Below are 24,643 nucleotides of genomic sequence, written 5' to 3' on the forward strand. Positions count from 1 at the left end.
GGCCCCCGGGCATCGTCCACAGTTTCTTCGGCCGGGCTTCAAGCGCCCCGCACTCCGCCAACATAGGCGAACGGCAGGGTGGCTGTCCGCATCCGGCCCATCCGAATATCGCAGGCTCAGGACTTGGTGACGGTGGCCTTCGAGAGAGTGACCGCCTTCTTGGGCGCTCCGTCCTGCCCCCCGCCGGTAACTCCGGCCTTGGCGACGTCCTTGACCGTCTTCAGCCCTGCGGCGTCCATCGTCCCGAACGGGGTGTACGTCGGAGGCAGTTTGCTGTCCTTGTAGACGAGGAAGAACTGGCTGCCGCCGGTGTGTGCCTGACCGGTGTTGGCCATTGCCACCGAACCCGCCGGGTAGGTCACCGTGCCGTCGCTGCCCGCCTTGCCGAGACCTGTCAGGTTCTCGTCCGGGATGGTGTACCCGGGACCGCCCGAACCGTCGCCCTTGGGGTCACCGCACTGCAGGACGTAGATGCCCTTCGTGGTGAGCCGGTGGCACTTCGTTCCGTCGAAGAAGCCCTTGTCGGCCAGCGCCTTGAAGGAGTTGACCGTGTGCGGGGTCTTCGCCGCGTCCATGACCAGAGAGATCGGGCCCTGGTTCGTCTTGAGCGAGAAGGTGTACTTGGCCTTCTTGTCGATCGTCATCGCGGGCTCGGGCGGAGCACTGCTGCTCGCCGAGGGGGATGCCGCCGCCTTGTCGGCGCTGGGCTTGCTGTCGTCGCTCTTGAAGGCTCCCGCCCCGTAGGCGACTGCGCCGGCCACGACCACCACGGCAACGGCCGAGGCGATCACCGTGTTGCGGCGGCGGGCCTTGCGCCGGGCCGAGATGCGGCGCTCCTGCTGACGCTCGAACTTTTCTCTGGCGAGCTGCCGCCGCCGCTGATCGCTGCTGACCACCGGGTGTTCTCCCTCGTACGTGTCGTATACCTGTCCGGGTTAGGCCGTACCGTATATGGGTTCGCTGTGTGATGAGTGGCGCCGGTAGGCTCTGATCTGCTGGAATCCCCCGCTCCACCGACATTAAGGACGATCGTGCTCATTGCCGGGTTCCCCGCCGGGGCCTGGGGCACCAACTGTTATCTGGTCGCCCCCGCAGCAGGCGAGGAGTGCGTGATCATCGACCCGGGCCACCGAGCGGCCCAGGGCGTCGAGGACGCGCTCAGGAAACATCGGCTCAAGCCCGTGGCGGTCGTTCTCACCCATGGCCATATCGACCATGTGGCATCGGTGGTCCCGGTCTGCGGAGCACACGACGTACCCGCGTGGATCCACCCCGCCGACCGCTTCATGATGAGCGACCCCGAGAAGGGCATCGGCCGGACCATCGGCATGCCGGTGATGGGGGAGCTGACCGTGGGGGAGCCGGACGACGTCAAGGAACTGGCCGACGGCGCCGAGCTGAACCTCGCCGGTCTGGAGTTCTCCGTCGCTCATGCGCCCGGCCATACCAAGGGGTCGGTGACGTTCAGGCTGCCCGAGGCGGAAGACATTCCGCAGATCCTCTTCTCGGGCGACCTGCTCTTCGCCGGCTCCATCGGACGCACCGACATGCCCGGCGGCGACCACGCCGAGATACTCGAGTCGCTGGCCCGTGTGTGCCTGCCGCTCGACGACTCGACCGTGGTGCTGCCCGGCCACAACGAGCAGACGACCATCGGCCGTGAGCGCGCCACCAACCCGTACCTGCGGGGACCGGCCGCTCCCCGACGAGGAATGTGACGACTTTTCCGTGAGTACTTTCCAGGCCCCCAAGGGCACGTACGACCTTCTTCCCCCCTCCTCCGCGACCTTCCTCGCGGTACGTGAGGCGCTTGCGGCGCCGCTGAAGAACTCGGGCTACGGCTACGTCGAGACCCCCGGGTTCGAGGACGTCGCCCTCTTCTCACGCGGTGTCGGCGAGTCCACCGACATCGTGTCCAAGGAGATGTACGCCTTCGAGACGCGCGGCGGCGACAAGCTCGCGCTGCGCCCCGAAGGCACCGCGTCCGTACTGCGCGCGGCGCTGGAGGCCAACCTCCACAAGGCCGGGAACCTGCCGGTGAAGCTCTGGTACTCCGGCTCGTACTACCGCTACGAGCGCCCGCAGAAGGGTCGCTACCGGCACTTCTCCCAGGTCGGCGCCGAGGCGATCGGTGCGGAGGACCCGGTGCTGGACGCCGAGATGATCATCCTGGCCGACCAGGCGTACCGCTCGCTGGGGCTGCGGGAGTTCCGGATCCTGCTCAACTCCCTGGGCGACAAGGAGTGCCGCCCGGTCTACCGCGAGGCGCTCCAGGGATTCCTGCGCGGGCTCGACCTGGACGAGGACACGCAGCGGCGGGCCGAGATCAACCCGCTGCGGGTGCTCGACGACAAGCGGGCCGACGTCCAGAAGCAGCTCGTCGGCGCACCGGTCCTCCGGGACTTCCTGTGCGACGCCTGCAAGGCGTACCACGAGGAGGTGCGCGCGCTGCTCGGCGCGGCGGGAGTGGCGTTCGAGGACGACGAGAAACTGGTCCGAGGTCTCGACTACTACACCCGCACGACCTTCGAGTTCGTCCACGACGGGCTCGGTTCGCAGTCCGCGGTGGGCGGCGGCGGTCGCTACGACGGGCTGTCCGAGATGATCGGCGGCCCCGCGCTGCCGTCGGTGGGCTGGGCGCTCGGCGTGGACCGTACGGTCCTGGCCCTGGAGGCCGAGGGCATCGAGCTCCAACTGCCCGTCACGACCAGCGTGTTCGCCGTGCCGCTCGGCGAGGAGGCCCGACGGGTGCTCTTCGGCGTGGTCACCGAGCTGCGCAGGGCCGGCGTCGCGGCGGACTTCGCGTTCGGCGGTCGCGGCCTCAAGGGGGCGATGAAGTCGGCCAACCGCAGCGGAGCCCGCTTCACCGTCGTCGCCGGGGAGCGGGACCTGTCCGACGGCAACGTCCAGCTCAAGGACATGGAATCCGGTGAGCAGCAGGCGGTGCCGCTGGACGGCATCGTCGAGGCGGTCCGGTCCCGGCTCGGCTGAGACCGGCCGGCGAACGAAGCCGACGCGGCCCGGACGGAAGCCTTCCGTCCGGGCCGCAACTTCGGGTACTAACCGGAGAAATCGGGCATTCGACCCGGGGTCGTCAACCCGACAGGTGCGGATTCGCCCTGCCTGACGAATTCCGACGCGTGATCGCCGGGTACGGTCCCCGGCGGCCGGATCGGCGGCCGGTACGGAGACTTCGTGCGCCTCACCGGGTCGGCGGCCCGGGAGCATTCCCGCCGCTGGATGCCTGCCCGCCCTGCAGGGGACGGCCGGAGGCGCATCCTTATGTGCACCGAACGGTGCACACCCCGCGCGGTACGGCACAATGATGCTGCCCAGCAGGCCACCGGAGCGATGGATCGGCACTATGACGACGACAGTGGTTGACGACGTGTCCGTGCAGCAGGACAGCAAGATCGGCGCGAGCCGTGCCTTCGGCTGGTTGCTGGTGATCGCCGGCGCCGCCGGACTACTCGCGGCATGGGTCATCACCCTCGACGAGTTCAAGCTGCTCAAGAACCCGAACTTCACACCCGGGTGCAGTCTCAACCCCGTGGTGTCCTGCGGGAACGTGATGAAGAGCGCACAGGCTTCGGTGTTCGGGTTCCCCAACCCGATGCTCGGCCTGGCCACGTACGCCGTGGTGATCGGCGTCGGGATGAGCCTGATCGCCGGTGGGCGCTACAGCCGCTGGTACTGGCTGACGTTCAACGCGGGCTGCCTCTTCGGTGTCGGCTTCGTCACCTGGCTCCAGTACCAGTCGCTGTACGACATCAACTCGCTCTGCCTCTGGTGCTGCCTGGCCTGGGTGGGCACGATCACCGCGTTCTGGTACGTCACGTCCCACAACATCCGGCACGGCCTGCTCCCCGCCCCGGGCTGGCTGCGGAGCTTCTTCGGCGAGTTCACCTGGGTGCTCCCCGTCCTGCACATCGGCATCATCGGCATGCTGATCCTGACGCGCTGGTGGGACTTCTGGACCGGGGCGCACTGAGCCGCCGGGCCGGGGGCGCAGCCGCCCTGGAGGCGTTGTCAGTGGGGTGACATAGGGTTTTCCGTGTGGAACCCGATCTGTTCACCGCCGCGGCCGAAGAGCGCCAGGAGAAGGACCCGTCCAGCAGCCCCCTCGCCGTACGGATGCGCCCGCGCACGCTCGACGAGGTCGTCGGTCAGCAGCACCTGCTGAAGCGGGGATCGCCGCTGAGGCGGCTGGTCGGTGAGTCCGGCGGTGGCCCCGCCGGACCGTCCTCGGTACTGCTCTGGGGGCCGCCGGGGATCGGCAAGACGACGCTCGCCTACGTCGTCAGCCAGGCCACGCAGAAGCGCTTCGTGGAGCTCTCCGCGATCACCGCCGGTGTCAAGGAAGTGCGCACGGTCATCGACGGCGCGCGCCGCGCCTCCGGTGGGTACGGCAAGGAGACCGTCCTCTTCCTCGACGAGATCCACCGCTTCAGCAAGGCCCAGCAGGACTCGCTGCTCCCCGCGGTGGAGAACCGCTGGGTCACCCTGATCGCCGCGACCACCGAGAATCCGTACTTCTCGATCATCTCGCCGCTCCTCTCGCGGTCCCTGCTCCTCACCCTGGAGTCGCTCACCGACGAGGACCTGCGCTCGCTGCTGCACCGGGCGCTGACGGAGGAGCGCGGACTCGGTGCGGCGGTCACGCTGCAGAAGGAGGCCGAGGCGCACCTGCTGCGGATCTCGGGCGGGGACGCGCGCCGTGCGCTCACCGCGCTGGAAGCGGCGGCGGGCGCGGCCATGGCCAAGTCCGAGACCGAGATCAGCCTCGAAACCGTGGAGGAGACGGTCGACCGCGCCGCGGTGAAGTACGACCGCGACGGCGATCAGCACTACGACGTGGCGAGCGCCCTCATCAAGTCGATCCGCGGCTCGGACGTGGACGCCGCACTGCACTATCTGGCCCGCATGATCGAGGCGGGGGAGGACCCGCGGTTCATCGCCCGACGGCTGATGATCTCCGCCAGTGAGGACATCGGCCTGGCCGATCCCACCGCGCTGCCGACCGCGGTCGCCGCCGCCCAGGCCGTCGCGATGATCGGATTCCCCGAGGCCGCGCTCACCCTCAGCCACGCCACCATCGCCCTGGCGCTCGCGCCCAAGTCGAACGCCGCCACGACGGCGATCACCGCCGCCCGTGCGGATGTCCGCGCCGGTCTGGTCGGTCCGGTCCCGCCACACATACGCGACGGGCACTACCAGGGCGCGGCCAAGCTCGGCCACGCCCAGGGCTATGTCTACCCGCACGATGTGCCGGGCGCCATCGCCGCCCAGCAGTACGCTCCGGACGCCGTCCACGGGAAGCACTACTACGAGCCCACCCGCTACGGCGCGGAGGCGCGCTACGCGGACGTGGTCGAGAAGGTGCGCGGGCGACTGGCCGGGGAAGGCGCCGAAGGCCGTCAGTGACCCGGCGGTCGCACCGTACCGGACAGGTCTTGGTGTCCTTCCGCCCCGGTGGCAGCCCTGGTGACGAGCAGTGTCGCGGAGCAGGTACTCTGTAGATGAGTTCGTGTGCGCTCGGCTGCTGACGGCATCCGCGCGATTTTCAAGTCCGCTGGGACGCGGCTGACCACGATCTGATCGGACCTCCGTCGTGTCGACGCCCAGAGCGTCGGCCTTCTTTGTGTTGTCCGTGAGGTGATTGGTGTTCCCCGGACGAGACGTACGATCTCCTTGAGTAAGGTGAGCCTAACCTAGCCCAACCATGGAGGTTTGGAGAACGTGCCTAACCAGTCGCGTCCCAAGGTCAAGAAGTCACGCGCGCTCGGTATCGCGCTGACGCCGAAGGCTGTCAAGTACTTCGAGGCCCGTCCGTACCCGCCGGGCGAGCACGGCCGTGGCCGCAAGCAGAACTCGGACTACAAGGTCCGTCTGCTGGAGAAGCAGCGCCTGCGCGCCCAGTACGACATCAGCGAGCGCCAGATGGCGCGCGCCTACGACCGCGCCAAGAAGGCCGGCGGCAAGACGGGCGAGGCGCTGGTCGTCGAGCTCGAGCGTCGCCTCGACGCCCTGGTCCTGCGTTCGGGCATCGCCCGCACCATCTACCAGTCGCGTCAGATGGTCGTCCACGGCCACATCGAGGTCAACGGCCGCAAGGTCGACAAGCCTTCGTTCCGCGTCCGCCCCGACGACGTCGTGACGGTCCGCGAGCGCAGCCGCGAGAAGGTCCCCTTCCAGGTGGCCCGTGAGGGTGGCTACGACACCGACGGTGAGACCCCGCGCTACCTCCAGGTGAACCTGAAGGCCCTGGCCTTCCGCCTGGACCGCGACCCGAACCGCAAGGAAATCCCGGTCATCTGCGACGAGCAGCTGGTCGTCGAGTACTACGCCCGCTGATCCGGACGTACCTCGCGCTTCAGCGTTCCGGCCCGTCGTCCCCTCGCTCCTCGCGGAGCAGGGGGCGGCGGGTCTTCGCATGGGACGGGGCCGTGCAGCGCCCGGTCGACCGCCACGTCCGTCCCCAGCCGCGCTCCCTCGGCGAGCAGCTTCTCGTACGCTCCGGAGCCCAGCTCCTCCCGGGCCCGCCGCGCGCAGCGCAGATGCGGTGCGTTGTAGTAGGCCGAGCCGAAGAGCGGCAGCCCGACGGATGTCCAGAGCTGCCCGGCGGCGCCTTGCAACAGGGCCGCCTCCGCGGCGTCGCCGTCCTCCAGCGTGAGCAGCGCCATCAGCTCCAGCGCCAGTACCGTGCCGAGCAGGTCATGGAAGGTGTGGCTGGCGGAGAGGCACGCGGCCAGCAGTTCGCGGGCCTGGTCGGGACGGCCGGCGGACCAGGCCTCGAAGGCCAGGACGTACCGCGCGTACGCCTGTGCCCAGCGCTCCCCGTGGTCCTCGCAGACCGCCACGACGTCCTGACAGATCGCGGCTGCCTCGTCGAGCCGGCCGCGGAAGCACACCGCCATCGCCAGCTCCACCTGCCCCATCAGGACATTGCTGTTGAGTTCGCCGATCTCCCGGTACCGGGTGACCGCCGTGCGCAGCAACTCCTCCGCGCGCGGCATGTCGTCGGAGACCAGTGCGAGGCAGCCCGTCCGGTGCAGCGCGTAGGCGGCGGCCGTGGCGTCGCCGCACTGTTCGGCCGCCTCGTGGCACTCCTGCAGGGCGGCGACCGCGGCGACCGCGTCGCCCTGGAGCACCGACACGTAACCCAGCACCCACAGGACCTTGAGCCGCGCCGCGCCGTATCCGCTCTCCGCCTCCAGCACCTGGCTCAGCCAGTGCCGGCCCTCGGCCAGCCGCCCGCAGCCCGCCCAGTAGAACCAGAGCGCCCCGGCCAGATGCTGCGCCAGGTGAACGTCCTCCGGTTGCTCCAGCGAGAACTCCATCGCGCCCCGCAGATTGGGCAGTTCGCTCTCGACGCGGGCCGCGATCCCGGCCTGCCGTGCGCTGAACCAGTCCAGCTCGCACCAGGTGGCGAGCCCCAGGAACCAGTCCCGGTGGCGGCGCCGCAGCCGGTCCGTGTCACCCGTCGACCCCAGCCAGTCCGCGCCGTACTCGCTGACCGTGTCCAGCATCCGGTAGCGGATCCCGGCCGCGGCGTCCTCCCGTACCACCACGGACTGCGCCAGCAGCTCGCCGAGTACGTCGAGGATCTGCTCGGACGGCAGATCGGGGCCGCCGCAGATGTACTCGGCCGCCTCCAGGTCGAAGGTGCCCACGAACACGGACAGCCTTGCCCACAGCAGCCGTTGCTCGGGTGTGCACAGCTCGTGGCTCCACCCGATCGCGGTACGGAGGGTCCGATGGCGGGGCAGCACGCCTCTGCCGCCCCCGGTGAGCAGGCGGAAGCGGTCGTCGAGTCTGGCCAGCAGCTGCTCGACCGAGAGCGCCCGCATCCGTGCCGCGGCGAGCTCCAGCGCCAGCGGAATCCCGTCCAGCCTGCCGCACAACTCCCGTACCCGGGCGCTGTTCTGCTCGGTGAGACGGAAGGCGGGGCGCCGGGCCGCGGCGCGGTCGGCGAAGAACTGTTCGGCGTCCGGGGCCCGCATCGGCGGCAGCGTGAGCGTCCGCTCGCCCTCGATGTCCAGGGGGCGCCTGCCGACGGCGAGCACCTTCAGCCGCGGTGCGCCGCGCAGCAGTTCCAGCAGCAGTGCGGCGCAGGCGTCGACGAGGTGCTCGAAGCCGTCGACGACGAGCAGGAGCTGGCGCCCGGCGAGATGGGCGGTCAGTACTTCGCGCGGCGGCCTGCTGGTGTGGTCGGTCAGCCCCAGCGACTCGACGAGTGCGTGCTCCAGCAGTTCGGGGTCGCGCAGAGCCGACAGCCCGGCCAGCCACACCCCGTCGCAGAACCGTTCCTGCAACCTTTCGGCGACGTGCGTGGCAATCCGGGTCTTGCCCACGCCGCCGACACCGGTCACGGTCACCAGGCGGGACGCCGCCAGGAGCCCCTCCAGCTCGGCCAGTTCGGCCGTGCGCCCGATGAACCGGTCGAGCTCTGCCGGAAGGTTTCCCTGGATGGCGCTTGCGCGGCCGGACGAGTCGCTTCGCATAGGGCACGGAGAGTATCCGCAGGTGTGCAGTGCGTACAATCCGATCCCGGAAGTCCGGGCGGGGGCGGCGGTAATGCGGTACGGGGGCCGAGCCCCGGCGCGATAGGCTCGGGGAACCGAAAATCGACGCGACTTCCGATGACCCGAAGGCGGTGCAACGTGTCCGGTGGAGAGGTGGCCGGCATCCTGGTGGCCGTCTTCTGGGCGATCCTGGTCTCCTTCCTCGCCGTGGTGCTGGTGAGGCTGGCCCAGACGCTCAGGGCGACCACCAAGCTCGTGGCGGACGTGACGGATCAGGCCGTTCCGCTGCTCGCCGACGCTTCGACGGCCGTGCGCACCGCGCAGACCCAGCTGGAGCGGGTGGACGCCATCGCGACGGACGTCCAGGAGGTCACCTCCAACGCATCGGCCCTCTCCACCACCGTCGCGTCGACGTTCGGCGGCCCGCTGGTGAAGGTCGCGGCCTTCGGCTACGGCGTACGCCAGGCACTGGGCCGCAAGACCGGAGCGGAGCCGGAGCGGTCCCGTCCGCCGGTGATCGTCGGCCGTACGGTGGAGACCGCACGGCGCAGGAAGCGGAAGGGCTGACGCTGCAATGTTCCGCCGTACGTTCTGGTTCGCCACGGGCGCCGCAGCCGGTGTCTGGGCGACCACCAAGGTCAATCGCAAGATCAAGCAGCTGAGCCCCGAGAGCCTCGCGGCGCAGGCCGCGAACAAGGCCGTCGACGCGGGCCACCGGCTCAAGGACTTCGCCATCGACGTACGGGCCGGGATGGCCCAGCGCGAGGCGGAGCTGGGAGAGGCACTCGGCATCGAGGCGCCGCCCGCCCCCGGACTTCCCGTGCAGCGTCACCTCGCTGCCATCGAATACACCAAGCATTCGCACAACCGGAATGAGGACCACTGATGGAGTCGGCCGAAATTCGCCGCCGCTGGCTGAGCTTCTTCGAGGAGCGCGGGCACACCGTCGTCCCTTCGGCGTCGCTCATCGCGGACGACCCGACTCTGCTGCTGGTCCCCGCGGGCATGGTCCCGTTCAAGCCGTACTTCCTCGGCGAGGCCAAGCCCCCCGCCCCGCGCGCCACCAGCGTGCAGAAGTGTGTCCGTACCCCGGACATCGAAGAGGTCGGCAAGACCACCCGGCACGGCACGTTCTTCCAGATGTGCGGCAACTTCTCGTTCGGTGACTACTTCAAGGAAGGCGCCATCGCCTACGCCTGGGAGCTGCTCACCAACTCCGTGGCCGACGGCGGGTACGGCCTGGACCCCGAGCGGCTGTGGATCACGGTCTACCTCGACGACGACGAGGCCGAGCAGATCTGGCGCGAGAAGATCGGCGTACCGGCCGAGCGCATCCAGCGGCTGGGCAAGAAGGACAACTTCTGGTCCATGGGCGTCCCCGGACCCTGTGGACCGTGTTCCGAGATCAACTACGACCGCGGTCCGGAGTTCGGCGTCGAGGGCGGCCCCGCCGTCAACGACGAGCGCTACGTGGAGATCTGGAACCTGGTCTTCATGCAGTTCGAGCGTGGTGCCGGGGACGGCAAGGAGGACTTCCCGATCCTCGGTGACCTGCCGTCCAGGAACATCGACACCGGCCTCGGCCTCGAACGCCTCGCCATGATCCTCCAGGGCGTGCGGAACCTGTACGAGATCGACACCTCGCAGGTCGTCATCGACAAGGCCACCGAGCTGACCGGCGTCCGGTACGGCACCGGCGAGGGTTCCGACGTCGCGCTGCGGGTCGTCACCGACCACATGCGTACGTCGGTGATGCTCATCGGTGACGGCGTCACCCCCGGCAACGAGGGCCGTGGCTACGTCCTGCGCCGCATCATGCGCCGCGCCATCCGCAACATGCGCCTGCTGGGCGCCTCGGGCCCGGTCGTCGCCGAGCTGGTCGACGTCGTGATCAACGCCATGGGGCAGCAGTACCCGGAGCTGATCACCGACCGCAAGCGGATCGAGACCGTCGCCCTCGCCGAGGAGGCCGCCTTCGTCAAGACGCTGAAGGCCGGTACCAACATCCTCGACACCGCCGTCACCGAGACCAAGGCCGCGGGCGGTCAGGTGCTCGCCGGTGAGAAGGCCTTCCTGCTCCACGACACCTGGGGCTTCCCGATCGACCTCACCCTGGAGATGGCCGCCGAACAGGGCGTCTCCGTGGACGAGGCCGGGTTCCGCCGGCTGATGAAGGAACAGCGCGAGCGCGCCAAGGCCGACGCCAGGGCCAAGAAGACCGGTCACGCCGATCTCTCCGCCTACCGTGAGGTCGCCGACCGCGCCGGTTCCACCGAGTTCACCGGATACACCGCCACCGAGGGCGAGTCGACCGTCGTCGGTCTGCTCGTCGACGGTGTGCCCTCGCCCGCTGCCACCGAGGGCGACGAGGTCGAGATCGTTCTCGACCGGACCCCCTTCTACGCCGAGGGCGGCGGCCAGCTCGCCGACACCGGCCGGATCAGGCTCGACTCGGGCGCCGTGGTCGAGGTCCGTGACGTCCAGCAGCCGGTCCCCGGCGTCTCCGTGCACAAGGGCTCGGTCCAGGTCGGCGAGGTGACGCTCGGCGCCGCCGCCCACGTCGCCATCGACCTGCGCCGCCGCCGGGCCATCGCCCGCGCCCACAGCGCCACCCACCTCACGCACCAGGCGCTGCGTGACGCCCTCGGCCCGACGGCCGCCCAGGCCGGTTCGGAGAACTCGCCGGGCCGCTTCCGCTTCGACTTCGGTTCGCCCAACGCCGTTCCCGGCACGGTGCTCACCGACGTCGAGCACAAGATCAACGACGTTCTCGCCCGTGAACTGGACGTCCAGGCCGAGGTCATGTCCATCGACGAGGCCAAGAAGCAGGGTGCCATCGCCGAGTTCGGTGAGAAGTACGGCGAGCGGGTGCGAGTCGTCACCATCGGCGACTTCTCCAAGGAGCTGTGCGGCGGTACGCACGTCCACAACACCGCCCAGCTGGGTCTGGTGAAGCTGCTCGGCGAGTCGTCGATCGGCTCCGGGGTACGCCGTATCGAGGCCCTGGTCGGGGTCGACGCGTACCAGTTCCTGGCCAGGGAGCACATGGTCGTCGCTCAGCTCCAGGAGCTGGTCAAGGGCCGTTCCGAGGAGCTCCCGGAGAGGATCTCGGGCATGCTCGCCAAGCTCAAGGACGCCGAGAAGGAGATCGAGAAGTTCCGCGCGGAGAAGGTCCTCCAGGCCGCCGCCGGGCTCGCCGCGGGTGCCAAGGACGTACGCGGCGTGGCCGTCGTGACCGGTCAGGTTCCTGACGGCACGGGCGCCGACGACCTGCGCAGGCTCGTCCTGGACGTCCGGGGCCGCATCCCGGGCGACCGTCCGGCCGTGGTCGCCCTCTTCACCACGGCAAACGGCCGACCGCTGACGGTCATCGCCACCAACGAGGCCGCCCGCGAACGCGGTCTCAAGGCCGGTGAGCTGGTCCGTACGGCTGCCAAGACCCTCGGCGGCGGCGGTGGCGGCAAGCCGGACGTCGCGCAGGGCGGCGGCCAGGACCCGGACGCCATCGGTGACGCCGTGGCCGCCGTCGAGCGCCTCGTCGGCGAAACGGCCTGACCGCCGTGCGCAGAGGCCGCCGACTGGCGATCGACGTGGGGGACGCCCGGATCGGGGTCGCCTCGTGCGACCCCGACGGGGTGCTGGCCACGCCGGTGGAGACCGTGCCGGGACGTGATGTCCCGGCCGCCCACCGGCGGTTGAAGCAGCTGACCGGCGAGTACGAGCCGATCGAGGTGGTCGTCGGCCTCCCTCGCTCCCTCAACGGGGGCGAGGGCCCGGCAGCGGCCAAGGTCCGGGTGTTCGCCCAGGAACTCGCCCGTGGTATCGCTCCCGTTCCGGTGCGGTTGATCGACGAGAGAATGACCACGGTGACGGCCGGCCAGAGTTTGCGCGCATCCGGCGTAAAGTCCAAAAAGGGTCGTTCTGTTATCGACCAGGCTGCGGCTGTCGTCATCCTCCAGAATGCACTTGAGTCCGAACGGGCGTCGGGGGCAGCTCCGGGCGAGGGCGTCGAAGTGGTTGTCTGATCGCGATACGGTAACGTCCGCGCCATGCGGCGGGTTTCGAACAGCTGCCGCACAGTAAAAGAGGCGGACCGTCCGGAGGCCTCGCGGCTCTAGGGGACCGATGACTGAGTATGGCCGGGGCGCAGGCTCCGAACCGTGGCATCCCGAGGACCCGTTGTACGGGGACCAGGGATGGGGAGGTCAGCAGGACGTCTCAGGTCAGCCGGCTTACGACGGGCAGCAGCAGTACCACCAGGGACAGCAGCAGTACGACCAGTACGGCAACCCGGTGTACAGCCAGCCGCAGGACCCCTACCAGCAGCAGTACCAGCAGGGTCAGTACCCGCAGGGGCAGCCGCAGCAGGTGCAGCCGCAGCACGGGCAGTACCAGCAGGGCCCGGATCAGTTCGGTCAGCAGCAGAACCAGTACGGACAGAACCAGTACGGGCAGAACCAGCAGCAGTACCCGCAGGACCCGTACCAGCAGCAGGCCCAGCCGCCGTACGACGGCGGCTGGGACAGCGGTCAGCAGTCCGGCCTGCCGTACGGTGTGGATCCCTCGGCCCCGTACGGCGGCCAGCCCACGCACTACGGTGGCGAGAACCCCGACTACTACCCGACGCCCGACGCCTACCCGCCGCCGCAGCCTCCCGGGCAGCGCGAGGAGTGGCAGCAGCCCCCGGCGCCCGTGGAACCCGAGCCGGAGGCCGAGGCCGAGCCCGAGCCGGAGACGCATCCTTTCTTCACCGGTGAGGAAAGCTCCCTCGGGCCGGACGACCAGGACGAGTACGACGACGATCCGGCCGAGACCCGTCAGGACACCCGCGACCGCCGGGGAAAGTCCAAGAAACCGAAGCGCCGCAGCGGCTGTGCCTGCTTCGTGGTGTCCGCGGTCCTGGTCGGCGGCCTCGGCGGCGTGGGCTACTTTGCCTACAGCTTCTACCAGTCCCGGTACGCGCCGCTGCCCGACTACGAAGGCACCGGCACCTCACCGATCCAGGTCGAGGTTCCCCGGGGCACCGGCACCGGTGGGATCGGCCGTCTCCTGAAGGAGAAGGGCGTCGTCAAGAGCGTCGACGCGTTCGTCGACGCGACGCACAAGAACCCGAAGGCCAAAGTCCTCCAGGCCGGCGTCTACTCCCTGAACCAGCACATGTCCGCGGCGAACGCGGTCATGGCGATGGTGGACAGCAAGAACCTCAACGTGCTCATCGTCCCGCCCGGTACCCGGGACAAGCAGGTCTACTCGGCGATCGACGCGAAGCTCAAACTGAAGGCGGGAACCACCGAGGGGATCGCCAAGGACAAGGCCGACCAGCTGGGCCTGCCGAGCTGGGCCAAGGGACACAAGGAGCTCAAGGACCCGCTGGAAGGATTCCTCTACCCGGCGAGCTATCCGGTCGGTGACGGGATGAAGCCGGAAGACATCTTGAAGAAGATGGTCGCCCAGGCGGACGAGGCGTACAGCAAACAGGACCTCGCGGGGGCGGCTCACAAGCTGGGCCTGGAGAACGAGTTCCAGGTCATCACCGTGGCCAGCCTCGTCCAGGCCGAAGGCAAGTACAAGAACGACTTCGACAAGGTGGCACGCGTCGTCTACAACCGGTTGAAGTCGAACAACACGGAGACGGCCGGGCGGCTCGAATTCGACTCCACGATCAATTACATGCGTAAACAGAGCACACTCGACGTCGGGAGTGTGGACGCGCTCAGGAAGATCAAGGACCCGTACAACACCTACGACATAAAGGGTCTGCCGCCCGGCCCCATCGGCAATCCGGGCACCGACGCCCTGCACTCGGCGATGAATCCCGCTTCCGGTCCCTGGTACTACTTCGTTTCGGTGACGGAGGACAAGACGGTGTTCGCGGCGACCAACGCGGAGCAGAACCGCAACCGCGAAAAGTATCAGAAGCAACAGGAGCAGTCGGGCCAGTGACCTCAGGAAAGCGGGCGGCCGTCCTCGGCTCGCCCATCGCGCACTCGCTGTCCCCGGTGCTGCACCGCGCCGCATACCGTGAACTCGGCCTGGACGACTGGTCGTACGACCGTTTCGAGGTGGACGAGGTGGCGCTCCCCGGGTTCGTCGCGGACCTCGACGCGTCCTGGGCCGGACTCTCGCTGACGATGCCGCTCAAGCGCGCGATCATCCCGCTGCTCGACGAGGTGAGCGCGGCGGCGGCCTCGGTCGAGGCGGTCAACACGGTCGTGCTCACCGATGACGGCCGCAGGCGCGGCGACAACACCGACATCCCCGGAATGGTCGCCGCGCTGCGCGAGCGCGGGGTGGAGAAGACCGGATCGGCGGCTGTCCTCGGCGCCGGCGCCACCGCCTCCTCCGCGCTGGCCGCCCTGTCCACCATCTGTACGGGACGGGTCACCGCCTATGTGCGCAGCGCCGCCCGCGCCGCCGAGATGCGCGGCTGGGGCGAGCGGCTGGGTGTCGACGTGCACACCGCGGACTGGAGCGAAGCATCCCGCGCCTTCGAGGAGCCGCTGATCGTCGCGACCACCCCGGCCGGTGCCACCGACGCGCTGGCGGAGGCGGTCCCGGACGCGCCGGGGACCCTCTTCGACGTGCTGTACGAGCCGTGGCCGACGGCCCTCGCCGCTGCCTGGGCGACCCGTGGTGGCGCCGTGGTCGGCGGTCTCGACCTCCTGGTGCACCAGGCGGTGCTCCAGGTCGAGCAGATGACGGGCCGGGCTCCCGCCCCGCTGTCCGCGATGCGGAAGGCAGGGGAACAGGCGCTCGGCGCACGCTGAGCGGGCCCCCGCGCGGGCGAGGTCAGACGCTCCGGCGGAGACCGATCACGGTGTCCGCCGCGTAGTCCTGGGTCCAGCTGCGGCCGGTGTCCGACTTCCAGGTGACCTGCACACTGTCGCCCAGGACCCGGACCCGGTCCACCGTCATGGAGCGGTCACTGTCCCGGACGTCACCGCGCTGCAGCTCCCGTGCCTCTACGGTGACGTGTTCGGCGGGCCGCACGCGCTCCGCCTCGTCGGCGGCGCGGACCAGGGCGGCGGCCAACTCCCTTGCCCGGCCCGGGGAACAGAGCACCGCGGCCCCCTGGTCGGCCGCCGGCCGCACGGCCAGCCGTACCCCGGCCGGGCCGGTCTCCAGCGCCACGCGGGCGCCGCCGTCGAGCTCCAGTTCCATTGCTCTCTCCCAGAGTCTTCCGTCCGGATCGGGCGAAGGGCTCTCGGCCGGTCCGGTGGGACCGCCGTCGGGTCCGCCCGTCAGAATTGCAGCACACGGCACCGCCCGGTGGCGCCCGCAGGAGTCCGTCAGCTGGGACCCCTGACCGGACGGCCGCCCTTCCGTGGGAGGATCGGGGGAGGCGGGCCAGGGCCGCGCACCCGGCCGCGCCGTCGTAGATCGAGGCGCGAGCATGAGGAGCACCGTTGAGCAGGTTGCGTTGGCTGACCGCGGGGGAGTCGCACGGCCCCGCACTGGTGGCGACGCTGGAGGGCCTTCCCGCCGGTGTCCCGATCACGACGGACATGGTGGCTGACGCGCTCGCCCGGCGGCGGCTCGGCTACGGCCGCGGCGCCCGGATGAAGTTCGAGAGGGACGAAGTCACCTTCCTCGGCGGGGTTCGGCACGGCCTCACCATGGGCGGCCCGGTGGCCGTCATGGTCGGCAACACCGAGTGGCCCAAGTGGGAGCAGGTCATGTCGGCCGACCCGGTCGACCCCGAGGAACTGGCCAAGCTGGCCCGTAACGCCCCGCTGACCCGCCCGCGCCCCGGCCACGCCGACCTCGCGGGCATGCAGAAGTACGCACTGGACGAGGCCCGGCCGATCCTGGAGCGCGCCAGCGCCCGGGAGACCGCGGCCCGCGTCGCGCTGGGCGCGGTGGCCCGCTCGTACCTCAAGGAGACCACCGGGATCGAGATCGTCTCGCACGTCGTGGAGCTGGCCTCGGCGAAGGCGCCGTACGGTGTCGTCCCGGTCCCCGCCGACGAGGCGAAGCTGGACGAGGACCCGGTGCGCTGCCTGGACGCGGACGCGTCGAAGGCGATGGTCGCCGAGATCGACCAGGCCCACAAGGACGGCGACACCCTCGGCGGTGTGGTCGAGGTACTGGCCTACCACGTGCCGGTCGGACTCGGTTCGCACGTGCACTGGGACCGCAGGCTCGACGCCAGGCTGGCCGCCGCGCTGATGGGAATCCAGGCCATCAAGGGCGTCGAGGTCGGCGACGGCTTCGACCTCGCCCGGGTGCCGGGATCGAAGGCGCACGACGAGATCGTGCCGACCGAGAACGGCGTCCGCCGTACCTCGGGCCGCTCCGGTGGCACCGAGGGCGGTATGTCCACCGGTGAACTGCTGCGCGTCCGGGCCGCGATGAAGCCGATCGCGACCGTTCCGCGCGCGCTCGCCACCATCGACGTGGCCACCGGAGAGGTCGCCGCCGCCCACCACCAGCGCTCCGACGTCTGTGCCGTTCCGGCCGCGGGCATCGTGGCCGAGGCCATGGTCGCGCTGACCCTGGCGGACGCGGTCGCGGAGAAGTTCGGCGGCGACAGCGTGGGCGAGACCCGCCGCAACGTCCAGTCGTTCCTCGACAACCTCCAGATCCGATGAGCGGCCCGCTGGTCGTCCTGGTCGGCCCGATGGGCGTCGGCAAGTCCACCGTCGGCGAGCTGCTCGCCGAGCGGCTCGGCGTGGTCTACCGCGACACCGACGCCGACATCGTGGCGGCCGAGGACCGCACCATCGCGGACATCTTCGTCGACGAGGGCGAGGACCACTTCCGCGCCCTGGAGCGGGCGGCGGTCGCCGACGCGGTCGCCGGACACACCGGCGTCCTGTCACTCGGCGGCGGCGCGATCCTCGACGCCGCCACCCGCGAACTGCTCGCCGGGCAGCCCGTCGTCTACCTCTCCATGGACGTGGACGAGGCGGTCAAACGCGTCGGACTGAACACCGCGCGCCCGCTGCTCGCCGTCAACCCGCGCCGTCAGTGGCGTGAGCTGATGGAAGCGCGCCGCCCGCTGTACACCGAGGTCGCCCGCGCATCCGTCGCCACGGACGACCGCAGCCCCGAAGAGGTCGTGCAGGCGGTCCTCGACGCCCTGGAACTGCCGGAACCCCCGGCGGACAGCCGCAGGAATCCCGGCCAGGAGAAGACACGTATGACGCAGGACGCCCCCATCCGCATCCAGGTCGGCGGTACGGACGGCCATGCCCCGTACGAGGTGCTGGTCGGCCACCGTCTGCTGGGCGAACTGCCGTCCCTGATCGGCGAACAGACCCGGCGCGTCGCCGTACTGCACCCCGAGGCGCTCGCCGAGACCGGTGAGGCGGTCCGGCAGGACCTCGCCGACCAGGGGTACGAGGCCATCGCGATCCAGCTGCCCAACGCCGAGGAGGCCAAGACCGTCGAGGTCGCCGCCTACTGCTGGAAGGCGCTGGGCCAGACCGGCTTCACCCGCAGCGACGTCATCGTCGGAGTGGGCGGTGGCGCCACCACCGATGTCGCCGGGTTCGTCGCCGCGACCTGGCTGCGCGGGGTGCGCTGGATCGCCGTACCCACCACCGTGCTCGGCATGGTGGACGCCGCGGTCGGCGGCAAGACGGGCATCAACACCGCCGAGGGCAAGAACCTGGTGGGCGCCTTCCACCCGCCCGCCGGGGTGCTGTGCGACCTGGCCGCACTGGACTCGCTGCCGGTCAACGACTACGTGTCCGGGCTGGCCGAGATCATCAAGGCCGGTTTCATCGCCGACCCGGCCATCCTCGACCTCGTGGAGTCCGACCCCGAGGCGGCCCGTACGCCCGCGGGACCGCACACGGCCGAGCTGATCGAGCGCTCCATCCGGGTCAAGGCCGAGGTCGTCTCCAACGACCTCCGGGAGTCCGGCCTGCGGGAGATCCTCAACTACGGGCACACCCTCGCCCACGCCATCGAGAAGAACGAGCGCTACAAGTGGCGGCACGGCGCCGCCGTCTCGGTCGGCATGGTCTTCGCCGCCGAACTCGGGCGTCTGGCCGGACGCCTCGACGACGCGACCGCGGACCGGCACAGCGCCGTACTGGCCTCGGTCGGGCTGCCGCTCACCTACCGCGGCGACCAGTGGCCCAAGCTGCTGGAGACCATGAAGGTCGACAAGAAGTCCCGCGGCAACGTGCTGCGCTTCGTCGTCCTTGACGGGCTCGCCAAGCCGACCGTCCTGGAGGGCCCCGACCCGTCGGTCCTGCTCGCCGCGTTCGGGGAGGTCTCCGCATGACCCGCCGCGTCCTCGTGCTCAACGGCCCCAACCTGGGCCGTCTGGGCTCCCGGGAGCCCGACGTGTACGGAGCGACGTCCTACGCGGGGCTCGTCGACGCCTGCACGGCGCTCGGCAAGCAGCTCGGCTTCGACGTCGAGGTCCGCGAGACCAACGACGAGGGCGAGCTGATCCGCTGGCTGCACGAGGCGGCGGACGGTTCGATCCCGGTCGTCATCAACCCCGGTGCCTTCACGCACTACTCGTACGGAATGCGCGACGCGGCGGCCCAGCGCACCGCTCCGCTGATCGAGGTGCACATCTCGAACCCGTACGCGCGTGAGGAGTTCCGTCACAACTCGGTCATCGCTGCCGTCGCCAGCGGCACGGTCGCGGGCTTCGGTATCGGCTCGTACCGCCTCGCGCTGCGGGCCGTCGCCGAGGAACTGACCGGCTGACGCGGCACGTTGCCCCTCCCCGGACGTTCACATGGCGGTGGCCGGGGAGGGTACCGTTCGGGGGCGAGGACCAGTCGGCCGAACGAGACGGAGTGGCACCGGATGCAGCACGCTGTGGGGGCTCCGTTCCCGCCGCCCCACGGAAGCGCCGCCGGATGGGCACAGAGCGCCCAGCACCCGGGACAGCCCCCCGGCTGGGTGGCACAGGCGCCGCCCCAGCCGCCGCCGCCCCCGGCGCACCGGCCGACCGCACAACCCTCCGCCGAATCCACCGGCCACGTCCAGCTCCCGCCCGGCGGCCCGGTGCCGCTCCCGGCGCCGCCGTCCGCCACCACCCAGGCGGACACCGGCAACACCACGCTCGCCGTGCTGCTCATAGGCCCCGCGGGTGCGGGCAAGACCACGGTCGCCCGGCACTGGGCGAAGAGCCGCCGGGTGCCCACGTCGCACATCAGCCTCGACGACGTACGGGAATGGGTCTGCTCCGGCTTCGCCGACCCCCGGTCCGGCTGGAACGACCACTCCGAGGCCCAGTACCGCCTCGCCCGCCGCACCTGTGGCTTCGCCGCCCGGAATTTCCTCGCCAACGGCATCTCCTGCATCCTCGACGACGCGGTCTTCCCCGACCGTCCGGTGGTCGGCCTCGGCGGCTGGAAGCGGCACGTGGGCCCCGGTCTGCTGCCGGTCGTCCTGCTGCCGGGCCTGGAGGTCGTACTGGAGCGCAACGCCGCCCGCAGCGGCAACCGCCGCCTCGGCGACGAGGAAGTCGCCCGGATCCACGGCCGGATGGCCGGCTGGTACGGCTCGGGGCTGCCGATCATCGACAACTCGACCTACGACGTGGCCACCACGGCGCAGGTGCTCGACGACGTGCTGGCCCGCTCCATCGCCTCCCCTCCCACCTGGTGAAGCCCCCGGTCGGACGCGCTGAAACGGCCGACACCCGCCCCCGCTCCTACGCTCGGGAGCATGTCCGAGGTGTTCGCGGTCCGCAGGGCCAGGTTGCGTGACCGCTGCCTGGCCGCAGGCAGCGGTGCCGCGCTGGTCTCCCGCCCCGCCAACGTCCGCTACCTCGCTGGAGCCGCCCCGGCGGGCGCGGTGCTGCTGCTGGGCCCCTCCGACGACGTACTGCTCTGCCCCGCCGAACCGACGGACGATCCCGCGGACGGCCGCCCCGACGTGAACCTGCGGCTGACGGTCCTGCCCTCGCCGGGCGGTGACCCGGCGGTGGCCGCGGCGGATCTGCTGGCCGGCGGGAGCGCCGAGTCGCTGGCCGTGGAGGAGCGCCATCTGACCGTGGCCAGGCACCGGGCGCTGGGCTCGGTGGCGCCCCGGCTGCGCCTCGCCGATCTGGCCGGCGCCGTCGAACAGCAGCGGATCATCAAGGACGAGGACGAGATCAGCGCCCTGCGGACCGCTGCGGAGATCACCGACCAGGCCCTGGGCGAACTCCTCGAATCGATTCTCGTCGGGCGTACGGAACGCCATCTCGCCCTGGAACTGGAGCGCAGGCTCATCGACCACGGCGCCGAGGGGCCGTCCTTCCCGACATCGGTGGCCACCGGGCCCAACGCCGGTCTGGGGAGCCACCGCCCGTCCGACCGCCGGGTCGAGGAGGGGCATTTCCTCACCGTGCGGCTCGGGGCCGTGTACCGCGGATACCGATGTGAGATCGGCCGGACGTTCGTCATCGGGACCTCACCGGCCGACTGGCAGATCGAGCTGTACGACCTGGTGTTCGCCGCACAACGGGCTGGTCGCGAGGCCCTTGTGCCCGGCGCCGCCTGTCGCGACGTGGACCGCGCGGCCCGCCAGATCCTGGACGCCGCGGGCCACGGTGAGGGCCTCGCGGCGGCGACCGGGCACGGTGTGGGACTCGAAATCGACGAGGACCCGCAGCTGGCACCTGCGGCCATGGGTAAACTGGACGCTTGCGTGCCGGTCACCGTCGAACCGGGGGTCCACCTCCCGGGCCGGGGCGGAGTCCGGATCGATGACACGCTCGTCGTACGCCCTGAGGCGGACGGCGGACCCGAGCTACTCACCATTACGACCAAGGAACTGCTCGCGCTCTAGCGAGTACCCGCGGTCCCACACACGCTGCAGTCCAGGAGAACCTCAACCGTGGCTTCCACGAACGACCTCAAGAACGGCCTGGTGCTCAAGCTCGACGGGGGCCAGCTCTGGTCCGTCGTCGAGTTCCAGCACGTCAAGCCCGGCAAGGGCCCGGCTTTCGTGCGCACCAAGCTCAAGAACGTGCTTTCCGGCAAGGTCGTCGACAAGACCTTCAACGCCGGCGTGAAGGTCGAGACAGCCACCATCGACCGCCGCGACATGCAGTTCTCGTACATGGACGGCGAGTACTTCGTCTTCATGGACATGGACACCTACGACCAGCTGATGGTCGACCGCAAGTCGGTCGGCGGCGCGGCCAACTTCCTCATCGAGGGCTTCACCGCCTCCGTCGCCCAGTACGAGGGCGAGGTGCTCTACGTCGAGCTCCCGGCCGCCGTCGAGCTGACCATCCAGCACACCGACCCCGGTGTCCAGGGCGACCGCTCCACCGGTGGCACCAAGCCCGCCACCCTGGAGACCGGTTACGAGATCGGTGTCCCGCTGTTCATTACGACCGGCGAGAAGATCAAGGTCGACACCCGCTCCGGTGATTATCTCGGCCGGGTGAACAGCTAACCGTGGCTGCCCGGAACACGGCGCGCAAGCGCGCCTTCCAGATCCTCTTCGAGGCCGACCAGCGCGCGGCGTCCGTGCAGACGGTCCTCGCGGACTGGATCCGTCACGCCAGGACCGACCCCCGGCAGCCGCCGGTCGGTGAGTACACGATGGAGCTCGTCGAGGGGTACGCGGAACACGCGGACCGCATCGACGACCTCATCGCCACCTACGCGGTGGGCTGGACCCTCGACCGGATGCCGGTCGTGGACCGCAACATCGTCAGGCTCAGCACCTTTGAGCTGGTGTGGGTCGACGGGACCCCGGACGCGGTCGTGATCGACGAGGCGGTGCAGCTCGCCAAGGAGTTCTCCACCGACGAGTCGCCGTCCTTCATCAACGGCCTGCTGGGCCGTTTCAAGGACCTCAAGCCGAGTCTGCGCCGCGACACGGACCCGTCCTAGCGGTCGTTCCTACGGGCCCGAAGCAGAAGATGAACAATCTTCTGCTTCGGGCCTGGTGCGTTTCCCGGCAGATGCCCTAGGTTTCGGCGCATGGCCGACCCTCGTGAAGATTCCTGCACGGACCAGCGGATCCTCGACCGGCTCGGCGCGCTGCGCGCCGCCGATCTGCCGGTCAGAGGCGGGCGCACCATGGCGTACGTCTACGACTCGGGCCTGGCGGGCATCGAGGAACTGGCGTCGGCGGCAGCCGCCCGGTTCGCGGGCGTCAACGGCCTCGACATGACGGCGTTCCCCAGTGTGGTGGCGCTGGAGAACGACCTCGTGACGCGTGCGGCCGGGCTGCTGGGCGGCGACGCACACACCGCGTCCACCTTCACCAGCGGAGGCACCGAGAGCTGTCTGCTCGCCGTCTCCACGGCCCGTGAGCACGCCCTGCGCACCCGCGGAGTCACCGAGCCCGAACTGGTGCTGCCCGACACCGCGCACGCCGCTTTCCACAAGGCGGCCGGGCTCTTCGGCCTCCGGACCGTGGTGGTGCCGGTCGACCCGGACACCTACCAGGTGCGCGCCGAGGACATGGCGGCTGCGCTCACCGGGCGCACCGCCCTGGTGGTCGTCTCGGCGCCCTCGTACGCGCACGGAGTGATCGACCCGGTGGCGGAGGTCGCCGGAGCGGCGGCCGGGCGCGGTGTGCTCTGCCACGTCGACGCCTGCATCGGCGGCTGGTACCTGGGCCACCTGCGGCTCGCAGCCGAGGCTCCGGAACTGCCGCCGTTCGACCTCTCGGTGCCGGGCGTGACCTCGCTCTCGGTTGACCTCCACAAGTACGCGTACACGCCCAAGGGTGCGTCGGTGCTGCTCTTCAAGGACGCCGAGCTGCGCCGGCACGGGTGGTTCGCCCACGCTTCCTGGCCGGGCTACCCGGTCGTCAACGCCACCCTCCAGGGCACGAAGTCAGCAGGCCCGCTGGCCGCCGCCTGGGCGGTGACGGAGCGGATCGGCACCGCCGGCTACACCGCACTCGCGCTGCGCGTCCACCGGGCGACGGCGGCGCTGCGGGCCGGAATCGAGGAGATCGACGGCCTGCGGGTGCTGGGCCGTCCCGAGTCCTCGCTGATCGCCGTCGCCGCGGACGGGCCGGACATCGATCCGTTCGTGGTCGCGGACGAGATGCGTGGCCACGGCTGGTACGTGCAGCCGCAGCCGGCGTTCGGGAGTTCGCCCGCCAACCTGCATCTCACGGTGACGGCGGCGGTGGCGGACGAGGAGACGGTACGACAGCTGCTCGACGCCCTGGCGAAGGCGGTGACCGCCGCCCGGGAGCTGGGTCCGGCCGAGGTCGACCCCGAACTGGCCGCGGCGGCCGGGCTGCTGGACGCGGACACCCTCACACCCGAGGAGGCGGCGCTCGCGCTCACCCTCGCCGGGGTGGGGGCGGACGGCGAGCTTCCCGCGCGGATGGCTCCCGTCCTGGCGGTCCTCCAGGCGCTGCCGCCTGTTCTGGCCGAACGCCTGCTGCCCGAGCTCGTCGGACGGCTCTACCGGACCGCCCCTGCCGGACAGTGACGCGGGCACGTGACCGGGGCACATGCCGTGGAACGCCTGAGGGCGGGCCCGCACCGTGCGGGCCCGCCCTCAGGATGAGACGTTTCTGCTGTTGAGCGGTCCGGAACGGACTCAGCCCTCGTCGTGCGCGACCGCACGGCGGGCGTCCGCGTCGAGCACGCCCCAGCTGATCAGCTGCTCGGTGAGGACCGAGGGGGACTGGTCGTAGATCACGGCGAGCGTGCGCAGGTCGTCCTGGCGGATCGACAGCACCTTGCCGTTGTAGTCGCCGCGCTGGCTCTGGATGGTGGCGGCGTAACGCTGGAGCGGCCCGGCCTTCTCCGGCGGGACGTGGGCGAGACGCTCCAGGTCCAGGACGAGCTTCGGCGGCGGCTCGGCGGCACCGCCCGGCGTGGTGCCCGGCAGCAGCTCCTGCACGGGGACGCCGTAGAAGTCGGCCAGTTCGGCGAGGCGCTGCACGGTCACGGCGCGGTCGCCGCGCTCGTACGAACCCACCACCACGGCCTTCCAGCGGCCCTGGGACTTCTCCTCGACACCGTGGAGGGAAAGGCCCTGCTGGGTGCGGATGGCACGGAGCTTGGCCCCGAGCTGTTTTGCGTATTCGCTGGACATATGGCTCCCCGGACGCTGTGGCGACGTGCGGCTCCGCCGCGCGGCTGGTAACTCACTGTGAGGTTACGCAGCGTTACTTGGATGCGTCAAGCCGAATGGTCGCGGCCCTGCTCCGGACCGGGTCGCGAGCCC

At 70.3% G+C, this 24,643-nt stretch carries 23 protein-coding genes; 19 read left to right on the forward strand and 4 right to left on the reverse strand.

Annotation, left to right across the window (positions count from 1 at the left end):
• Nucleotides 1-116: 116 nt before the first annotated feature.
• On the reverse strand, nt 117-896 hold the full coding sequence (locus NBY69_RS24230) for a peptidylprolyl isomerase (protein WP_250303492.1): 780 nt from the start codon (nt 894-896) through the stop codon (nt 117-119).
• 135 nt (nt 897-1,031) lie between these two features.
• Between NBY69_RS24230 and NBY69_RS24235 the strand changes: the two genes are divergently transcribed.
• The 5 genes from NBY69_RS24235 (at nt 1,032) to rpsD (ending at nt 6,354) form a co-directional block, all read left to right on the forward strand.
• A complete protein-coding gene (locus NBY69_RS24235; RefSeq protein ID WP_250303502.1) occupies nt 1,032-1,718 on the forward strand; it encodes an MBL fold metallo-hydrolase in 687 nt (228 codons plus the stop codon).
• Nucleotides 1,719-1,728: 10 nt separating this feature from the next.
• Nucleotides 1,729-2,991 (forward strand): histidine--tRNA ligase, encoded by a 1,263-nt coding sequence (gene hisS, locus NBY69_RS24240; protein WP_250303504.1) that lies wholly within the window; start codon nt 1,729-1,731, stop codon nt 2,989-2,991.
• Between the two features lie 373 nt (nt 2,992-3,364).
• Nucleotides 3,365-3,991, forward strand: a complete 627-nt coding sequence (locus NBY69_RS24245; protein WP_250303506.1) for a vitamin K epoxide reductase family protein — start codon at nt 3,365-3,367, stop codon at nt 3,989-3,991.
• A gap of 65 nt (nt 3,992-4,056) precedes the next feature.
• The gene (locus tag NBY69_RS24250; protein ID WP_250303508.1) at nt 4,057-5,424 is read left to right on the forward strand and encodes a replication-associated recombination protein A; all 1,368 of its coding nucleotides are present in this window, start codon (nt 4,057-4,059) and stop codon (nt 5,422-5,424) included.
• A 315-nt stretch (nt 5,425-5,739) separates the two neighbouring features.
• Nucleotides 5,740-6,354: a 30S ribosomal protein S4 gene (gene rpsD / locus NBY69_RS24255; protein ID WP_250303514.1), complete on the forward strand. Its 615-nt coding sequence runs from the start codon at nt 5,740-5,742 to the stop codon at nt 6,352-6,354.
• Here the strand turns inward: rpsD and NBY69_RS24260 are convergent.
• Nucleotides 6,342-8,504 carry an AAA family ATPase gene (locus tag NBY69_RS24260; protein WP_250303516.1) on the reverse strand — a complete coding sequence of 721 codons (2,163 nt, stop codon included), beginning with the start codon at nt 8,502-8,504 and terminating at the stop codon, nt 6,342-6,344. The two genes, rpsD and NBY69_RS24260, sit on opposite strands and share 13 nt — an antisense overlap.
• Nucleotides 8,505-8,663: 159 nt before the next feature.
• Between NBY69_RS24260 and NBY69_RS24265 the strand changes: the two genes are divergently transcribed.
• The 6 genes from NBY69_RS24265 (at nt 8,664) to NBY69_RS24290 (ending at nt 15,292) form a co-directional block, all read left to right on the forward strand.
• On the forward strand, nt 8,664-9,092 hold the full coding sequence (locus tag NBY69_RS24265) for a DUF948 domain-containing protein (protein WP_250303518.1): 429 nt from the start codon (nt 8,664-8,666) through the stop codon (nt 9,090-9,092).
• Between the two features lie 7 nt (nt 9,093-9,099).
• A complete protein-coding gene (locus NBY69_RS24270; RefSeq protein WP_250303520.1) occupies nt 9,100-9,411 on the forward strand; it encodes a DUF6167 family protein in 312 nt (103 codons plus the stop codon).
• Nucleotides 9,411-12,080, forward strand: coding sequence for an alanine--tRNA ligase (gene alaS / locus NBY69_RS24275; protein WP_250303521.1), 2,670 nt, complete (start codon nt 9,411-9,413; stop codon nt 12,078-12,080). The genes NBY69_RS24270 and alaS overlap by 1 nt, the downstream gene beginning before the upstream one ends.
• The gene (ruvX, locus tag NBY69_RS24280; protein ID WP_250303642.1) at nt 12,077-12,550 is read left to right on the forward strand and encodes a Holliday junction resolvase RuvX; all 474 of its coding nucleotides are present in this window, start codon (nt 12,077-12,079) and stop codon (nt 12,548-12,550) included. Before alaS ends, ruvX begins: the two co-directional genes overlap by 4 nt.
• A 100-nt stretch (nt 12,551-12,650) precedes the next feature.
• Nucleotides 12,651-14,468: an endolytic transglycosylase MltG gene (gene mltG / locus NBY69_RS24285; protein WP_250303527.1), complete on the forward strand. Its 1,818-nt coding sequence runs from the start codon at nt 12,651-12,653 to the stop codon at nt 14,466-14,468.
• Nucleotides 14,465-15,292 carry a shikimate dehydrogenase gene (locus NBY69_RS24290; protein ID WP_250303529.1) on the forward strand — a complete coding sequence of 276 codons (828 nt, stop codon included), beginning with the start codon at nt 14,465-14,467 and terminating at the stop codon, nt 15,290-15,292. Before mltG ends, NBY69_RS24290 begins: the two co-directional genes overlap by 4 nt.
• Before the next feature lie 22 nt (nt 15,293-15,314).
• Here NBY69_RS24290 and NBY69_RS24295 read toward each other — a convergent pair whose 3' ends face one another.
• On the reverse strand, nt 15,315-15,686 hold the full coding sequence (locus tag NBY69_RS24295) for a hypothetical protein (RefSeq protein WP_250303531.1): 372 nt from the start codon (nt 15,684-15,686) through the stop codon (nt 15,315-15,317).
• Nucleotides 15,687-15,931: 245 nt separating this feature from the next.
• On the opposite strand from NBY69_RS24295, the gene aroC reads away from it, so the two are divergent.
• The 8 genes from aroC to NBY69_RS24335 all read left to right on the forward strand — a co-directional run bounded on the left by aroC (nt 15,932) and on the right by NBY69_RS24335 (nt 23,899).
• Complete coding sequence (gene aroC, locus NBY69_RS24300; protein WP_250303533.1) at nt 15,932-17,116, forward strand: chorismate synthase; 1,185 nt, start codon at nt 15,932-15,934, stop codon at nt 17,114-17,116.
• Nucleotides 17,113-18,762, forward strand: a complete 1,650-nt coding sequence (aroB, locus tag NBY69_RS24305) for a 3-dehydroquinate synthase (protein ID WP_250303535.1) — start codon at nt 17,113-17,115, stop codon at nt 18,760-18,762. The genes aroC and aroB overlap by 4 nt, the downstream gene beginning before the upstream one ends.
• Nucleotides 18,759-19,199 (forward strand): type II 3-dehydroquinate dehydratase, encoded by a 441-nt coding sequence (gene aroQ, locus NBY69_RS24310; protein WP_250303537.1) that lies wholly within the window; start codon nt 18,759-18,761, stop codon nt 19,197-19,199. The genes aroB and aroQ overlap by 4 nt, the downstream gene beginning before the upstream one ends.
• 102 nt (nt 19,200-19,301) lie before the next feature.
• Nucleotides 19,302-20,108: a Pro-rich N-terminal domain-containing protein gene (locus NBY69_RS24315; RefSeq protein WP_250303539.1), complete on the forward strand. Its 807-nt coding sequence runs from the start codon at nt 19,302-19,304 to the stop codon at nt 20,106-20,108.
• A gap of 60 nt (nt 20,109-20,168) precedes the next feature.
• The gene (locus NBY69_RS24320) at nt 20,169-21,275 is read left to right on the forward strand and encodes an aminopeptidase P family protein (RefSeq protein ID WP_250303540.1); all 1,107 of its coding nucleotides are present in this window, start codon (nt 20,169-20,171) and stop codon (nt 21,273-21,275) included.
• Between the two features lie 48 nt (nt 21,276-21,323).
• The gene (efp, locus tag NBY69_RS24325; RefSeq protein WP_250303542.1) at nt 21,324-21,890 is read left to right on the forward strand and encodes an elongation factor P; all 567 of its coding nucleotides are present in this window, start codon (nt 21,324-21,326) and stop codon (nt 21,888-21,890) included.
• Between the two features lie 2 nt (nt 21,891-21,892).
• Entirely contained in the window at nt 21,893-22,333 is a 441-nt protein-coding gene (nusB, locus tag NBY69_RS24330; protein ID WP_250303544.1) for a transcription antitermination factor NusB, read from the forward strand.
• Between the two features lie 90 nt (nt 22,334-22,423).
• Nucleotides 22,424-23,899, forward strand: coding sequence for an aminotransferase class V-fold PLP-dependent enzyme (locus tag NBY69_RS24335; protein ID WP_250303546.1), 1,476 nt, complete (start codon nt 22,424-22,426; stop codon nt 23,897-23,899).
• A 111-nt stretch (nt 23,900-24,010) separates the two neighbouring features.
• Here the strand turns inward: NBY69_RS24335 and bldD are convergent, their stop codons facing one another.
• The gene (gene bldD / locus NBY69_RS24340) at nt 24,011-24,511 is read right to left on the reverse strand and encodes a transcriptional regulator BldD (protein WP_014157378.1); all 501 of its coding nucleotides are present in this window, start codon (nt 24,509-24,511) and stop codon (nt 24,011-24,013) included.
• Nucleotides 24,512-24,643 lie beyond the last annotated feature (132 nt).

Origin of the sequence: Streptomyces sp. A 4/2 (assembly GCF_940670765.1) — a bacterium.
Taxonomy (GTDB): Bacteria; Actinomycetota; Actinomycetes; order Streptomycetales; family Streptomycetaceae; genus Streptomyces.

What these genes read in the sequence shown, in the direction of transcription:
- aroB (WP_250303535.1), top strand. Translation starts at nt 17,113, where the DNA reads ATGAGCGGCCCGCTGGTCGTCCTGGTCGGCCCGATGGGCGTCGGCAAG.
- NBY69_RS24315 (WP_250303539.1), top strand. Translation starts at nt 19,302, where the DNA reads ATGCAGCACGCTGTGGGGGCTCCGTTCCCGCCGCCCCACGGAAGCGCC.
- aroQ (WP_250303537.1), top strand. Translation starts at nt 18,759, where the DNA reads ATGACCCGCCGCGTCCTCGTGCTCAACGGCCCCAACCTGGGCCGTCTG.
- NBY69_RS24260 (WP_250303516.1), bottom strand. Translation starts at nt 8,504, where the DNA reads ATGCGAAGCGACTCGTCCGGCCGCGCAAGCGCCATCCAGGGAAACCTT.
- NBY69_RS24335 (WP_250303546.1), top strand. Translation starts at nt 22,424, where the DNA reads ATGGCCGACCCTCGTGAAGATTCCTGCACGGACCAGCGGATCCTCGAC.
- mltG (WP_250303527.1), top strand. Translation starts at nt 12,651, where the DNA reads ATGACTGAGTATGGCCGGGGCGCAGGCTCCGAACCGTGGCATCCCGAG.
- NBY69_RS24295 (WP_250303531.1), bottom strand. Translation starts at nt 15,686, where the DNA reads ATGGAACTGGAGCTCGACGGCGGCGCCCGCGTGGCGCTGGAGACCGGC.
- bldD (WP_014157378.1), bottom strand. Translation starts at nt 24,511, where the DNA reads ATGTCCAGCGAATACGCAAAACAGCTCGGGGCCAAGCTCCGTGCCATC.
- alaS (WP_250303521.1), top strand. Translation starts at nt 9,411, where the DNA reads ATGGAGTCGGCCGAAATTCGCCGCCGCTGGCTGAGCTTCTTCGAGGAG.
- NBY69_RS24270 (WP_250303520.1), top strand. Translation starts at nt 9,100, where the DNA reads ATGTTCCGCCGTACGTTCTGGTTCGCCACGGGCGCCGCAGCCGGTGTC.
- NBY69_RS24320 (WP_250303540.1), top strand. Translation starts at nt 20,169, where the DNA reads ATGTCCGAGGTGTTCGCGGTCCGCAGGGCCAGGTTGCGTGACCGCTGC.
- NBY69_RS24245 (WP_250303506.1), top strand. Translation starts at nt 3,365, where the DNA reads ATGACGACGACAGTGGTTGACGACGTGTCCGTGCAGCAGGACAGCAAG.